Source organism: Vibrio splendidus, from assembly GCF_024347615.1.
In the GTDB taxonomy this organism is placed as follows: domain Bacteria; phylum Pseudomonadota; class Gammaproteobacteria; order Enterobacterales; family Vibrionaceae; genus Vibrio; species Vibrio splendidus.
Genome location: NZ_AP025509.1, coordinates 781,236 through 795,187 on the forward strand (window position 1 = coordinate 781,236; position 13,952 = coordinate 795,187).

General features: G+C 43.2%; 14 protein-coding genes. 7 read left to right on the forward strand and 7 right to left on the reverse strand.

The features are described from left to right. Positions 1-232 precede the first annotated feature (232 nt). Positions 233-865, reverse strand: coding sequence for a response regulator (locus OCU90_RS20775; protein ID WP_004731316.1), 633 nt, complete (start codon positions 863-865; stop codon positions 233-235). Continuing rightward, positions 852-2,582 carry a nitrate/nitrite two-component system sensor histidine kinase NarQ gene (gene narQ / locus OCU90_RS20780; protein ID WP_061025573.1) on the reverse strand — a complete coding sequence of 577 codons (1,731 nt, stop codon included), beginning with the start codon at positions 2,580-2,582 and terminating at the stop codon, positions 852-854. Before narQ ends, OCU90_RS20775 begins: the two co-directional genes overlap by 14 nt. Positions 2,583-2,835: 253 nt before the next feature. Here narQ and napF point away from each other — a divergent pair, with 253 nt between their 5' ends. The 6 genes from napF (at position 2,836) to OCU90_RS20810 (ending at position 7,477) form a co-directional block, all read left to right on the forward strand. Beyond that, a complete protein-coding gene (gene napF / locus OCU90_RS20785) occupies positions 2,836-3,315 on the forward strand; it encodes a ferredoxin-type protein NapF (protein WP_061025574.1) in 480 nt (159 codons plus the stop codon). Between the two features lie 23 nt (positions 3,316-3,338). After that, the gene (locus tag OCU90_RS20790) at positions 3,339-3,644 is read left to right on the forward strand and encodes a chaperone NapD (protein WP_004731320.1); all 306 of its coding nucleotides are present in this window, start codon (positions 3,339-3,341) and stop codon (positions 3,642-3,644) included. Then, a complete protein-coding gene (napA, locus tag OCU90_RS20795; protein WP_061025575.1) occupies positions 3,641-6,130 on the forward strand; it encodes a periplasmic nitrate reductase subunit alpha in 2,490 nt (829 codons plus the stop codon). The genes OCU90_RS20790 and napA overlap by 4 nt, the downstream gene beginning before the upstream one ends. 125 nt (positions 6,131-6,255) lie before the next feature. Further along, on the forward strand, positions 6,256-6,717 hold the full coding sequence (locus OCU90_RS20800) for a nitrate reductase cytochrome c-type subunit (RefSeq protein WP_004731324.1): 462 nt from the start codon (positions 6,256-6,258) through the stop codon (positions 6,715-6,717). Between the two features lie 29 nt (positions 6,718-6,746). Beyond that, positions 6,747-7,328 carry a NapC/NirT family cytochrome c gene (locus tag OCU90_RS20805; protein ID WP_004731326.1) on the forward strand — a complete coding sequence of 194 codons (582 nt, stop codon included), beginning with the start codon at positions 6,747-6,749 and terminating at the stop codon, positions 7,326-7,328. Positions 7,329-7,339: 11 nt separating this feature from the next. Next, positions 7,340-7,477 carry a TIGR02808 family protein gene (locus OCU90_RS20810; protein ID WP_004731329.1) on the forward strand — a complete coding sequence of 46 codons (138 nt, stop codon included), beginning with the start codon at positions 7,340-7,342 and terminating at the stop codon, positions 7,475-7,477. A gap of 127 nt (positions 7,478-7,604) precedes the next feature. Here the strand turns inward: OCU90_RS20810 and phaC are convergent, their stop codons facing one another. From phaC to OCU90_RS20835, 5 genes are all read right to left on the reverse strand, one after another. Further along, a complete protein-coding gene (phaC, locus tag OCU90_RS20815; protein WP_061025576.1) occupies positions 7,605-9,431 on the reverse strand; it encodes a class I poly(R)-hydroxyalkanoic acid synthase in 1,827 nt (608 codons plus the stop codon). 75 nt (positions 9,432-9,506) lie between these two features. After that, positions 9,507-9,854 carry a phasin family protein gene (locus OCU90_RS20820; RefSeq protein WP_004731353.1) on the reverse strand — a complete coding sequence of 116 codons (348 nt, stop codon included), beginning with the start codon at positions 9,852-9,854 and terminating at the stop codon, positions 9,507-9,509. Positions 9,855-9,964: 110 nt separating this feature from the next. Further along, positions 9,965-11,176: an acetyl-CoA C-acetyltransferase gene (locus tag OCU90_RS20825; RefSeq protein ID WP_061025579.1), complete on the reverse strand. Its 1,212-nt coding sequence runs from the start codon at positions 11,174-11,176 to the stop codon at positions 9,965-9,967. A 26-nt stretch (positions 11,177-11,202) separates the two neighbouring features. Continuing rightward, the gene (locus OCU90_RS20830; RefSeq protein WP_004731355.1) at positions 11,203-11,943 is read right to left on the reverse strand and encodes an SDR family oxidoreductase; all 741 of its coding nucleotides are present in this window, start codon (positions 11,941-11,943) and stop codon (positions 11,203-11,205) included. 530 nt (positions 11,944-12,473) lie between these two features. After that, entirely contained in the window at positions 12,474-13,151 is a 678-nt protein-coding gene (locus OCU90_RS20835; protein ID WP_061025583.1) for an SH3 domain-containing protein, read from the reverse strand. A gap of 96 nt (positions 13,152-13,247) precedes the next feature. Here OCU90_RS20835 and OCU90_RS20840 point away from each other — a divergent pair, with 96 nt between their 5' ends. Continuing rightward, positions 13,248-13,823 (forward strand): hypothetical protein, encoded by a 576-nt coding sequence (locus OCU90_RS20840; protein ID WP_019350829.1) that lies wholly within the window; start codon positions 13,248-13,250, stop codon positions 13,821-13,823. Positions 13,824-13,952 lie beyond the last annotated feature (129 nt).

Below are 13,952 nucleotides of genomic sequence, written 5' to 3' on the forward strand. Positions count from 1 at the left end.
GTCAGTAAAACAGACATGATTATTTGGATATAAAATGCCCTAACAAAAAGGCGCTGAACTTAATAAGTTCAGCGCCTTTTTTCATGTCACGTGTTCAAAATCATTAGAGGCTATTTAGATGCTAAATTAAAAGTAATCACGAGAAACTGTCGTTAAAACCTCGCGTTATTTGCCCCTAATATTTACAACCAACAGTACGGCTTGAAATAGTTTTATTTCAAAGGAACAAGCCCTACTTCATGTCACCATAGCGTTCTAGATACAGAACCGTTGCTGCAGTGCGTGAAGGAACTTGTAGCTTTTTCAGCAAACTCTTCATATGTACCTTAACTGTCGATTCAGAAATGAACAGATGGTCTGCGATCTGCTTGTTGCGGTAGCCTTTTGCAACTTCTTGAAGGATCTGCATTTCACGTTCAGTCAGTTGGTCGAAGATGTCGTTGCGGCTCTCAGCATCATTTAAGTAACGAGATACAACACTGCTGTAGGCTTTGTCGCCATGGTGCGCTTGTTTCAGTAATTCGATGAGTTCATCGGGTTCAGTGTCTTTAAGCAAGTAACCATCAGCGCCCGCTTTTACAATTGCTTCAATATCTGCAGGGCTGTCAGAAACCGTTAGAATAACGATGTTAGCGCTTGAGCCATCAGTACGAAGTGCCTTTAACGTATCAAGGCCAGACATGCCTTTCATATTAAGATCCAAAAGGATCAAATCAGGTTCTTCTTCATGGGCAAGAGCGACCGCTTCAGTACCGTTACTTGCTTCTGCAATCACTTCGAATTCATCTTCAAAGCTCAGTAATTGGCTTATACCTCTGCGCATCAATGGATGATCATCAACCAGCATTACTTTACAAATCGTCAACTTTAACTTCCTTCAAACTTTTATATTTCAATATGACTGTACAGCCTTCACCTTGAGCTGCTTCAATCGTTAAGTCGCCATTCAGTCTTGCCGCACGCTCCTGCATAATGCTCATCCCGTAGTGGTTCATCTTCGAACTACTTGGGTCAAAGCCATCTCCATTATCCTTAATCACGACGAATACTTCACCTTCCTCATCGATACAGCATACATCTATCAAGTCGGCATTGGCGTGTTTTATTGCGTTTATTGTTGCTTCACGAATCAATTGAAGCAAGTGAACCTGACTGTGCGCATCAAGCTCAATCGATGAAAGATTATTGGTTAGGTTAATCTTCGCTTCTGTTCTTTCGCTGAGTTCTTCAAGCATGGTGCTCAAAGCCTCTCCGAAGTTGCCCTCTTTTATCGTCAACCTAAAGGTTGTGAGCAACTCTCGTAACTGAGTATAGGCATCAGCCAAACCGTTACCGATTTCCGACGCTATTTGTTCCGATTGCTCTCGGTGTTGTTGCTCTGGCAGTTTGCCAATCACACGTTTCAGCAATGTCACTTGGATTTTCAAATACGACAGTGATTGAGCCAGTGAATCATGCAGTTCACGTGCAATTGTTGCACGCTCTTCCATAATAATAAGCTGCTCAGCTTTTTTTTGCGCACGATTATAATAGATAGCTCGCGATAAGAGTTGGATAAAACTATCAATTAGCGTCCTCGTTGAATGGCCATGATGATATGAACAATATAAATAGCCCAAGATAAGCTCATTATCATCCAGCTTCATTTCAAATTTTTCATAGTCTAAGTTCGAGTCGTACCCTTCATCCATAATCAGTGAACGACCTGAGTTGTCTACAATCTCTAGCCTTAACGATTCGATGCCTTCTAAGCTCACGAGGTGCTGCAGGATGGCTCGGAAGTTCTCTGGGGCGATACGTGTTACGGTCAGCTCTTGTGAAGAGTGATACAACGCCTGGAGTGATTGGTTAGCATTTTGTAGCTCTATTGTCTTAGCATCCACAACGTCTTCAAGGTTTCGATAGAGCGCACCCAAGTCTTTCGCCATTGAGTTAAATGTCTTGGTCAAAATACCCAGTTCGTTGTTATTGGTGACCTTCAACTCGACTTCAAAATCACTGTTTTTGATTCGCTGACTGGCGCCAACGAGTGCATGTAACGGCTTAACAACTTGTTTACGGACAAAGTGAACAACAAAAAGAGATATGACCAGAATTCCACCTAAGCCAATACCACCAGCCCACGCCAACTTTATCAACTTATCTTCAGAGAACTCTTGCAGCTTAAAAACGAAGCCATCAATTTCAGTAACGAAGTTTTCAACTAATACGAGATAGTGCTTTCGATCTTCACTGCTTAATACCTGTTTAAGCTCGTGCCAACGACCAATAATTAAATAGTAATCTTCGGTGATGTCTGTAGGAACTTCCCAACTGACCAAGTTGGCCATTGATGGGGAATAAAGAGAACTTTCGAATTCACGAATATGAGAATCATAATCAGTTGATTCTATTTGAATATCATGCGCTAAACGATAGCTTTGCATACGCATTGAGCCAGCCACGTTAACCGCCTCTGCGTCGTTGAGACTTGACGCCAATGTGAAGATAGCAAAACCAGTAGTGGCAACCGAAAGGAGCAGTATGGACAGCAATGATTTAGCTATTGTACTCGTTACAGATGAAACTGGTTTAATAAGCAAAATCAAAATCCTGAAGGTATATAAGTGGCTGTCCGAAACCTATTGTCACACATCAAAAAACAGAGCTCCATTCAATATGTGACCAAACGCTTCGTAATTTATTGATCTAAGACAATATAGGATCCTATTTAGCCCTTAAGGGGTATTTATACAAATATTTCTAAAACTACACTACTTGTGAGGATAAATGACAAGATATTAACAAAACAATGATCTACAATTACAACATCTTAGCAACATTAGTAGGCATTTAGTGGTAGACCTATCGAGACGACGCCTATTTTCTAGGCGAAAAGTAGATTCAAGCCAGATTCGATTGCCTTGGATTAACAGCCTAGAAAGCTTTACAGATGACTGCACTCGTTGCGGTAAATGTATCGAAAATTGTGAGACTAAGATAATCATTGTAGGCGATGGTGGTTTTCCTACTGTCGACTATTCAAAAGACGAATGCACTTTTTGTTATCAATGTGCTGACGTTTGTCCTGAACCAATTTTTAAACCCAAGGAAGAAACACCTTGGCAAGCAAAAGCAAGTATCTCTGGTAAATGCTTAGCGCAACAAAATGTTGAATGCCGAAGCTGTGGTGACATGTGTGAACCTATGGCCATTCAATTTCAACTTAGAGCAGGCAGTGTTGCTCTACCAAAAATCGAGTTAGATGAGTGTAACGGTTGTGGAGCCTGCGTAGCAGTTTGCCCTACTTCAGCTATTCTTGTGAGTAATGCATAAAACAAAAATAACGAGAGCAATTTATGGCACTAAATGAAGTGCATATATCAAGTTTAGTCGTGCATGTGAGCCCAGAGCATCTAGACGAGATCAAAGCACAAATCGAGAAATTCGATAACGCAGAGATTTACGGCAGCAGCCCTGAAGGCAAAATCATAGTAGTCCTAGAAACCGAAAACCAAGGTTTTGTAACGGACACCATCGAAGAAATTAATAATATTACGAACGTTTTAGGCACAGCTTTGGTTTATCACCAAATCGAAACTGAGCTCGACGAAACGGATTTAGAAACTGGAAGCAACAATTCTCAACTTGAGGGTGAAGTATGAAAATGACAAGACGCGCGTTTGTGAAAGCAAACGCAGCTGCATCAGCGGCAGCCGTTGCAGGTGTAACTCTGCCAGCAACAGCAACCAACCTGATTGCTAGCTCTGATCAAACAAAAATCACGTGGGATAAAGCGCCTTGTCGTTTTTGTGGTACAGGCTGTTCGGTACTAGTTGGTACTCAAAATGGTAAAGTGGTTGCGACTCAAGGCGACCCAGAAGCACCTGTAAACAAAGGCCTTAACTGTATTAAAGGCTACTTCCTTTCAAAAATAATGTACGGTAAAGACCGTCTTGAACAGCCTCTTCTTCGTATGAAAGACGGCGAGTTCCATAAAGATGGTGATTTCACACCAGTATCTTGGGACCAAGCTTTCGACGTAATGGCTGAGAAATGGAAAGCGGCACTGAAGAAGAACGGTCCAACAGGCGTTGGTATGTTCGGTTCAGGTCAGTGGACTGTAATGGAAGGCTACGCAGCCGTTAAGCTGATGAAAGCGGGCTTCCGTTCAAACAACATCGATCCAAACGCTCGTCACTGTATGGCTTCTGCGGTAGGTGCATTCATGCGTACCTTCGGTATCGATGAGCCAATGGGTTGTTACGATGACTTTGAACACGCAGACGCATTTGTACTGTGGGGTTCAAACATGGCAGAAATGCACCCAGTACTATGGACTCGTATTACAGACCGTCGTCTAAGCCACCCACACGTTAAAGTAAACGTACTGTCTACTTACTACCACCGTTCTTTTGAGCTTGCAGACACGGGTTACATCTTCGAACCTCAATCAGATCTAGCGATTGCGAACTTCATTGCTAACTACATCATTCAAAACGATGCCGTTAACTGGGATTTCGTGAACAAACACACGAACTTCAAACAAGCAACGACAGACATCGGTTATGGCCTTCGTGACGACGATCCACTACAGCAAGCCGCTGCTAACCCTAACTCAGGCAAAATGACTGATATCAGCTTCGAGAACTACAAAGCTTCTGTTGCTGAATACACCGTTGAGAAAGCGTCTGAAATGTCAGGTGTATCTCAAGATGACCTTATTAAGCTGGCTAAGCAATACGCGGATCCAAACATCAAAGTAATGTCACTTTGGACTATGGGTATGAACCAACATACTCGTGGTGTATGGATGAACAGCCTTGTGTACAACATCCACCTTCTAACAGGTAAGATTTCTACTCCAGGTAACAGCCCATTCTCACTAACTGGCCAACCATCTGCGTGTGGTACAGCTCGTGAAGTTGGTACGTTCTCTCACCGTCTACCGGCAGATATGGTGGTTGCTAACCCTAAACACCGTAAGATCGCAGAAGACATCTGGAAACTTCCAGAAGGCACTATCCCTGCTAAACCAGGTGCTCACGCTGTTGTTCAAGACCGTATGCTTAAAGACGGTAAGATCAACGCTTACTGGGTAATGTGTAACAACAACATGCAAGCTGGTCCAAACATCAACACTGAACGTCTGCCAGGTTACCGTAACCCAGACAACTTCATTGTATGTTCTGACCCGTACCCAACGGCAACAGCTCAAGCGGCTGACCTTATCCTTCCAACAGCAATATGGATCGAAAAAGAAGGTGCTTACGGTAACGCTGAACGTCGTACACAAGCATGGTACCAACAAGTGAAAACGGTAGGTGAAGCTAAGTCTGACCTATGGCAAATCATGGAATTCTCTAAGCGCTTCACTATTGAAGAAGTTTGGGGCGAAGAACTGGTTGCGAAAATGCCTGAGTACCGTGGCAAAACCATGTACGACGTGCTTTACAAAAACGGCAACGTTGATGCATTCCCACTGTCTGAAGCTCAAGAGCTTAACGACGATGCACAAGCTCAAGGTTTCTACGTTCAAAAAGGTCTATTCGAAGAATACGCAGCCTTTGGTCGCGGTCACGGCCACGATTTAGCACCATACGATCGCTACCACCAAGTTCGTGGTCTACGCTGGCCTGTTGTTGATGGTAAAGAAACACTATGGCGCTTTAAAGAAGGTTCAGATCCATACGCTAAGAAAGGTTCTGACTGGGACTTCTACGGCAAGCCAGACGGTAAAGCACTGATCATCAACGCACCATACGAAGCGCCACCAGAAGTACCAAATGATGAGTACGACATGTGGTTATGTACAGGTCGTGTTCTTGAGCATTGGCATACAGGTACTATGACTCGTCGTGTACCAGAACTTTATAAAGCAGTACCGGATGCACTTTGTTACATCCACCCTGCAGATGCAAAATCTCGCGGCCTTCGCCGTGGTGATGAAGTTCTTATCGAAAACAAACGTGGTGAAGTACGCGTTCGTGTTGAAACTCGTGGTCGTAACCGTCCACCACAAGGCTTGGTATTCGTACCATTCTTTGATGCAAGAATTCTGATCAACAAGTTGATCTTGGATGCAACGGATCCTCTGTCTAAGCAGACGGATTATAAGAAGTGTCCAGTTAAGATCACTAAGGTTTCTTAAGCGCCAATTGCTTTTAGAACCTAGATACAAGATCTAACGTATTTAATATTGCGACTACTTTTTTCATCACTTTTTGAAAAAAGTAGTCCACTCAAAGAATTAGCCTTTAGGCGGAGAAATTAACCATGAAAAAACTGATTACTGCCCTACTATCAGCTGGTCTTTTGCTAGCTGGTGCAGTTCAAGCTCAAGCTGAGCTGGATAACCCAGGCGGCATTGGTGGCGTAGAATCTCTACGTGGTGCAAGTGAACTTGAAGCTACTCGCGCAGCAGATGACTTCAAAAAGTTCCCTCGTGACCAAGTACTTGAGAGTGACTACGTATACCAACCACCTCTAGTGCCTCATACTATTCGTAGCTATGAAGTTTCTCTTAACGCTAACAAGTGTCTTTCTTGCCACAGCTGGAAAAACGCAAAAGAAATGGGTGCTACTAAAGTGAGTGTAACTCACTACATGAACCGTGAAGATGCGGTACTTGCAGACGTATCACCTCGTCGTTATTTCTGTCTACAGTGTCACGTACCTCAAGCTAATGCTAAGCCACTAGTTGAGAACGAGTTCAAACCTGTAGATTCACTGCGTTAATCGTAGCCAGACGGTAAGAGAGGCTATATATGATAAAATTACTTAAAGCGTTTTGGAAAAGACTCGCGACACCAAGTAAAGCAGCGGTAGGCGTTGTACTTTTCTTGGGATTCGCTGGCGGTCTTTTATTCTGGGGTGCATTTAACACAGGTATGCAAGCAACCAACACGGAAGAGTTCTGTTCTGGTTGTCATGCGCCTATTGTTGCTGAAATCCAAGAAACAATTCACTACTCTAACCGCTCAGGCGTTCGTGCTATCTGTTCAGATTGTCACGTACCTCACGAGTGGACAGATAAAATTGTTCGTAAGGTTCAGGCATCTAAAGAGTTGTACGCGCACTTTATTGCAAAAACCATCAACACTGAAGAGAAATTCAAAGCACGTCGTGCCCACCTTGCTGAACGTGAGTGGAAACGTATGAAAGGCAATGACTCACTTGAGTGTCGTAACTGTCACCAGTTCGATTACATGGACTTCTCAGAGCAGAGCCCTCGTAGTGCGAAACAACACTCAACTGCGCTAGCTTCTGGTGAAAAAACGTGTGTAGATTGCCACAAAGGTATCGCACATAAACTACCAGACATGCACGGCGTTGAAGGCTGGCAATAAGGAGCGATTGAATGAGTACTTTAGAAAGCGTAATTTGGCACATCCTAGGTTACAGTGCTATGCCAGTTATCATTCTTGGTGGCTTTGCAGGTGTTGCAGCCGTATCTCTTTGGCTTTTATCTATGACTAAAGACAAAGAAATCGATTAGAAATCGAAATTGCGTCAACTTTTGCCAGTTATTTTTGAGATGAGTTGATACTAGAAAGCCACTGAATTCAGTGGCTTTTTTATTGTCTGGCATTTCTTACTTCTACTGTTAAGTAAGAGGCAAGACGTTAAGCTTGGTTTTCCGAAGCTTCTGGGTCGACGGTCTCTTTATCGACAGCTTCTTTATCAAGAATCGGCAGCACCTGCTTTACATAGTTACCCGGAGCCTTGCCAATCACAGGATGAAGCTCGGAACCTTGATTGAAAGGTTCTATTTTCTCGTCAGCTTCAAAGCCTTGTAACCATTGATCCCAGTGTGTCCACCATGAGCCTTCGTTGTGACTTGCGTTGTTTAGCCATTCGTCAGCAGAGTCGTCTAGGTTGTCGTTCAACCAGTAGCCGTATTTCTTTTTCTCTGGATGGTTAACAATGCCTGCAATGTGGCCAGACTCGCCCAGAACAAACGTTTTGTTGCCACCCGTGTTCAATGCACCACGGTAAGTCCCTTGCCACAAAGCAATATGGTCTTCTTTGGCCGAGATAAAGTAGCTCGGAATTTTGATCTTATTCAAATCAATCCAAACACCGCCGACTTTCACGCCTTTGTCTTGAACCAGTTTGTTTTCAAGATAGAGCTCTCGCAGCAAGAAGTTATGGCATTTAGCCGCCACGTTAGTGCTATCACTGTTCCAGTACAATAGATCGAACTCCATCGGGCTGCTGCCTATGAGGTAGTTATCAATATAGTAGTTCCAGTATAAGCTGTTCTCTCGAAGCAAACTGAACGTCACGCTCAACGAGCGACCATCCATGTAGCCTTTCGCGTTGTTCTGTTTCTCAATCGCGTCGATTATCGTTTCATTGATGTACGCCCCAACCTCACCAGGCTGAGAGAAATCTAGTAACGTGGTAAAGAAGCTCGCCGTTTTTATGCGTTTCTTCATACGCTTAGCTGCATAGTAAGCCACAGTAGAAGCGAGTACCGTACCGCCAATGCAATAGCCTGCCGCATTAATTTGCTCTTTACCGGTAATGTCTTCAATAGCGGTTACCGCCTTAACAACACCTTCCGTGACATAATCTCCGAATTCTTGGTCTTTCTGTGCCTCACCCGGATTGCGCCAAGACATCATAAATACGCTATGCCCTTGTTCGAGCAACCAACGTACCATCGAGTTCTTTTCACGAAGGTCGAGAATGTAGTACTTATTGATGAAAGGCGGAACGATCAACAATGGTGTCGCATTAACTTGTGGTGTCTTTGGGTGGTACTGAATCAGCTCAAACAGCTCGTTTTGAAAGACAACATCACCTTCAGTATTGGCAACATCCACACCCAATCGGAATGCATTATTGTTGGTCATGCGGATCTTAAGGATGTCGGCACTCGCTTCCACGTCCGCTTGCAATTGTTCTAACCCATCAAGAAGGTTCTCGCCATTTCTCTCAAGAGTCAGTTTCATCAGCTCTGGATTGGTCGCGATAAAATTGCTTGGGGACATTGCATTGATTGCCTGACGAGAAAAGAACGCGACACGCTCTTTGGTTTTCTCGTCAATGCCTTCAATCGAGTTGATGGTATCGATATAGCTTTTACTAAACAGCAAATAAGATTGCTTGATGAAGCTATAGAAAGGGTCGTTCTTCCATGCATCATCGATAAAACGCTTGTCACCACGATCTTCAGTGATAACGCTTTCAGTGTTACCCATCAGTGCTGCGTTTTGCCAGATTTGTAGTTGCTGTTCCCACCATTGAGATTGCAGCTGAAGTAGAACGGCTGGTTGGTTTGCGGCTTGCTCAAAAATTTTCGATGCATCATCAAAATTCAATTCTTGCATCGCTTTATTTAAGGGAGATTGCGCGGCTTCCTTGTTTTGTTCAAAATTTTCCCACCATTGCTGGTTCGTTTGTTGAAGCTTAACAAGGTAGTCCGAAAAGAAGTGTTGAAACATAACATGACTCCAATAATCGGAAAATCGCCACCAAGCCGCACAGGCCAACCTGTACTAACTCGATGGCGACTAGTTTTATGCAGGTGTAACTGTTTTCAAGTTTTCAGTTGTTAGTGTTTCAACATCTTCTTTGAACTCTTTTGCAGCAGCTTGCATTTTTGAGCTATCACTCATCATCTGTTGAGACAATTGAGTGAGTGCCGTTAGTTGCTGGCCATTAAAAGCGGTAAGACTATTTACGTCTTTGATTTCACTTACTGCTTTCATTTGTGCAAGACCCATATCGGTATAAGTCTGCAAAGCATTCATTTGAAGTTCAGTCATTGTTTGAACGTTCTTTGCAACCAACTTATTGAATTTCAAGTACGGTTCGAACTGCTTTTCAGTTTGGTCTGTGATTGTTTTGAAAATATCCGTGTACATAAGTAACTCCTGGTGAATACATAGTTAGTGAAGAAATAGCTTAATAAAGAAACAGTTAAAAAATAAATAGCTTAAAAAACCAATTTGCCTCGCCTACGGCACGTCGAGTTCTAACCCTCAATACCTTTAAGTAAAACAGCGGTTCCCATTCCCCCGCCCACACAAAGCGAAGCAACACCATAATTGGTATGCTGCTCGATCATTTCGTGGATGAGTGAAACAATAATTCGGTTACCTGATGCCCCTAGAGGGTGACCAAGTGCGATAGCACCACCGTTGACATTAACTTTAGATTTGAACGCTTCAAGCGGCAGAACATGTTGTTCAGACAACTGGTACATTACGCCTAACGCCTGTGCAGCGAAGGCTTCATTCAACTCAAACAACTCGACTTCTTCTAAAGTTAAGTCCGCTTTGTCTAACGCTTTAGATACCGCTTCTACTGGGCCTAACCCCATGATTTTGGGATCTAAACCAGATTGCGCGTAGCTGCTCAGCTCTACCAGTGGTGTCAGGCCGTATTTCACGACCGCAGATTCAGACGCTAAGATGATGGCACTTGCGCCATCATTGATGCCTGACGCATTACCAGCGGTGACCGTTCCTTCTCGGTCGAAAGCTGGACGAAGCTTTTGTAGAGCTTCGAATGTCGCGTCTGACTTCGGATACTCATCGGTATCAAAAGTGACGGTTTGTCTGCGCTGCTTAACTTCTACAGGCACGATTTGCTCATTGAATTTGCCCGCTTCGATAGCGGCTACCGCCTTCTGCTGGCTTTCTAACGCGTAGTTATCTTGTGCGAGACGCGAAATATTCAAAGCGTTGGCGATGTTTTCAGCCGTCATGCCCATGTGATAATGATTGAACGCATCTGTTAATCCATCTCCAACCAGCAAGTCTTTCATAGAGATGTCACCCATCTTGTGCCCGTTGCGAATACTCGGTGGCACAACAAAAGGGATTTGAGACATCACCTCAACACCCGCCGCAATAACGACTTCAGCGTCTTGTGCTTTGATGTGCGCCGCTGCGTCCATCACCGACTTCATGCCGCTGCCGCAAATCATGTTCACACCGTATGCAGGTGTTTCCTCAGGTAACCCTGCATAGATGGAAGCCTGCCGTGCAACCCCCATACCTTGACCTGCCGAAATCACATTACCAACGATCACTTCATCAATCGCATCCAACGAAAGATCTACGGACTCCAACGCGCCTTTGATCGCAACGCCAGCCAACTCGCCCGCAGATACGTTTTTTAGCGACCCGGTGAATGCTCCAATAGGAGTACGCTTAGCCGCAACAATAAATACTTTTTCCATTATTCCATTCCCTTCAGTTTCGCCGATTAGTGCATGTACAAGCCGCCATTAACAGACAGTGTTTCGCCTGTAATGTACGCGCCAGATTCACTTGCTAAAAAGCCCACTGCGTCTGCAATTTCTACAGGTGTCGCTAAACGTTTCATTGGAATTTGGTTTTTAATTGAATCAAGTACTTCAGGCTTCATTTGCTCAACCATAGGGGTGCCGGTGTAGCCAGGGGCAACCACGTTTACCGTCACGCCGCTTCTAGCCCCCTCTGCTGCCAAGGCTTTAGAGAAACCAATCATTCCAGCTTTTGCTGCCGAGTAGTTAGTTTGTCCAAACTGACCTTTTAGGCCATTGACGGAAGAGATGTTGATGACTCGGCAGTTACCCTTTTCGCACATAGGTGCAAACAGAGGCTGTGTCACGTTGAAAAGGCTGTTGAGGTTAGTCTCAATCACCTCTTTCCACGCTTCGGCATCCATCTTTTTAAAAACGCTATCACGTGTAATACCGGCGTTATTGACCAGCACATCCACCGTGCCTTCTTCTTCTAACAACTTGCTTAAGCTCAGCGCGCATTCCGCAGTATTGGTAACATCTAATTCAAACAATCTCACTTGATCTTCAGTGAATTGTTTCTCGTTAAACCAATCCAGTGCACATTGGTAATTTCCAGTAAAATAAGTCGCGATAACACGATAACCGTCTGCAACTAATTTAGAGGAAATTGCTGAGCCGATACCGCCTTTTGACCCTGTAATTAAAGCAAGCTTTTTCATTAATGGTTCCATCCCTTACAAGCAATTAAATAACAATGATGTTAATAAGATAATGTCTTAGTTGATAATTAAAATTTACGTTTTGCTTTAATTAAACCCTACAACTCAAAATCAAAAATTATTATTACAAATAAAAAACATTTTCGTATTATGATTAAAAACTAGACTTCCATCCCAAAACCAATGAAATGTTACATGGATGTAAAGCGACATAATACTTTGATTTTAATAAGGTTTATTTAATTTCACTTTTATCACCAAGCAGGTAAGTCTTTGTTAATACGAGACAAACCTATATCTCTCAGCTTGTTTCAAGAAGAATGCAATGTGGAAATTTGAAATGATTGATCATGAGAATAATAACGAAACTCTAATTAGCCATTAATAAATGGTTCCTTATCATTCTATATAAACCTCAATATAATTAGCGTTCTGGATTGGAAAGCTGAACATTATGAATAGATAAAAAAAGCCCACTCAATCTATGAGTGGGCTTAAGTAAACATTATTAACAAATAGGGCGTTGGATTCTACTTCGTAAATATTTCATTTGTATTTACATCTAAATAAATTTTATTTTCAAGCGATAGTCCGCCGCAATAAATAAAATAGACATCTCGGTCACTGTACTTCACCGATTTCACCCAACCACCTAACTCCTCGAAATCACTTGGGTCACATTCGCCATCAGAGATCAGTTCTGCCACCGTATTGCGGAACTTCTCTTTATGGATCTTAAGATCGTCGGATTTAACCAAATATGAATCCAATATCTCTATGCTTTCTTTCTCGGAAATAATCACTTCATCATTAGATAGGCCAGACATCGAAACCCATTCGGCTGTCTGTGGCCCGCCTTCTTTTAGAACGATGTAATCTGAGATACGAGCCCATTCGCCTTGTTTCTCTAACACTTCGACCTTTTCACCTTTATAGAGGTAATCTGTTATCAACCCATCAATTTCAGGCTGCTCTACCACTTCGAGCTTTCTATCCAAAACGTAAAATTCGGTCTGTTCTGGTTCAGGCTGAAGATCCATGATAGGTGCGAGGTCAGAATCTGACTGCTGAGCAACTTCTGCAGCTGGCTCTTCCATTTTCTCTGGTGGAATTGGGTCTTTATTCATGACCAAGAAGTAATACGCCGCTCCTCCGCCCAATATTAACAACACAAGTAAAGCGATCAGCGCTTTTTTCATCAAATCCACCAGCTCTTCCGTTTTAGGTATCTTTCAAGTGTACATCAACTCATGCTGCTGCTCATCTATACTCTCTATAGAGAACGCAGTAAGTAGAGGAAAGTCATGAGTTTTTGGGTGAAGGTTATCATTGTGAGTGTACCTTTGAGTGCTAATGTCGCGCTAGCAAACCATTGTGACCGTGAAAACTGGCAAGTACTGTTGGACCGCCAACTATCATTTGAAGGGCGGTACAACCAATACACTAAAGAATTCAACCAAGTTCTCTCAACCTATGAATCACAAACGCTGTTATCCAAACATTTCACCAAAAAGCAGATAATTGAACTTTGGGCAAAGTACGAACAAAGATTTAATGTACAGCTCAATAGTCATATGAATACTGCTTACGATGTCTCTGAGGTTCTATTAAAACAGGCATACGTTGTGTCTACCGAGCTAGATGGGGCGGAGTCTCTAACGCATTCTTGGCAAGCCGTCGCTAAACATTGCACCAACGCAAAACTACCGCGACAGACAGAAAGTGCGCAGGTGCATGTACAAAGCTCACAATCACTCTCGCAAGATCTCCATACACTCAGTGAAAAGTTCCGTCAGCTGTCTTCAAAATACCGCAAAGAAGCCACGATGATTGACGAAGCACGCCACACAAACCAACCGACAAACGATGGTCCAAACTGAAAGCATTACTAGGTTTCATCGCTTTATCGACTGGATTTTTCCGACAAATATGCTTCCCTCAAGCCAAAATAGTCAGATAACTCGTTAATCAAAGCTTTATCAATAAGTTGTAAAACTAATGTGCTAACT